Below are 1,070 nucleotides of genomic sequence, written 5' to 3' on the forward strand. Positions count from 1 at the left end.
CGCCTTCCTGTACCTGCCGATCCTGTTGTTGATGGTGTATTCGTTCAACGCCTCCAAGCTGGCCACCGTCTGGTCGGGCTTCTCCACGCGCTGGTACGGCGAGCTGTTCAACAACCGCCAGATCCTGGATGCGCTGTGGATCAGCCTCAAGGTCGCGTTCTGGACCGCCTGCGCGCCGGAAACGCCCGGCTGGTCAAAAAGCCCGGCCAGGTGTTCAACCGCATCCATGTCGACGATGTCGTCTCTGGCCTGTTCGCCTCTATGGCCCGGCCCCGCCCCGGCGGCGCCTACAATCTGACCGACGACGAGCCGACCGCCGCCGACGTCGTCACCGCCTGGGCCGCCGAGCGCCTGGACCTGCCGCGCCCGCCCGAGGTTGACTGGACCGACCCCGAGGTCAGCGACGCCATGCGCCGCTTCTACCTGGACTCCAAGCGCGTCTCCAACGCCCGCGCCAAGGCCGAACTGGGCTGGCGCCCAAGCTATCCCTCCTACCGCGAGGGCCTCGAGGCCATCCTCGCCCAAGAGGCGTCCTGACATGCGAAAGGCGCGCCGACCGAAATCGATGCGCCTTCTTTTCGCTCAAGCCGCGAGGGTCCGCGGCCCGAGCCTAGCGAACTCAGAAAGGCAGGATGTTGCGCTGACGGCTGTAGCTCATGGTGCCGACGTTGGCGCCCAGACGCACGCCGACGCCGGTGCGGATCGGCGCCAGGACGATGCCGTCCGCGCGCTGATAGTTCACGCCCAGACCGGCGACCAGATAGGCCGAGCCCTCGACGCCTGGGTAGCGGCGATAGAGCATGTCGGGGTGGAACAGGCCGTAAACCAGGGTGAACACCCGGCTGGCGTTACCGCCCCAGTCCCAGCCGATCGAGGCGCCCTGCCAGAACACCTCCTGCGAGGCCGACAGATCCTTCATGTGCAGGGCCCCACGGCCGTAGCGCAGGCCGGCGACGACGGCGCCCGCGCCTTCCTCGCCCGCGATATAGGCGGTCGGGCGGTCGCCCTGTTCGGCGAAGATGCGCTCGATGGCGCCGCCGACGGTCTCCGCCGCGATGCCCAGCTCGCGC

Annotated in this window: 1 protein-coding gene and 1 pseudogene; one reads left to right on the forward strand and one right to left on the reverse strand. The window is 68.5% G+C overall.

Features of this window, described 5'->3' with window-relative positions; translation table 11 throughout:
• Nucleotides 1-144: 144 nt before the first annotated feature.
• A pseudogene (locus tag RT567_RS17165) lies at nucleotides 145-537 on the forward strand (SDR family NAD(P)-dependent oxidoreductase); the annotation flags it as partial.
• A gap of 82 nt (nucleotides 538-619) precedes the next feature.
• On the opposite strand, the gene RT567_RS17170 reads toward RT567_RS17165, so the two are convergent.
• On the reverse strand, nucleotides 620-1,070 hold a 451-nt coding region (locus RT567_RS17170), incomplete at its 5' end, for an EipA family protein (RefSeq protein WP_313577380.1).

Origin of the sequence: Brevundimonas sp., assembly GCF_032107865.1 — a bacterium.
Taxonomy (GTDB): domain Bacteria; phylum Pseudomonadota; class Alphaproteobacteria; order Caulobacterales; family Caulobacteraceae; genus Brevundimonas.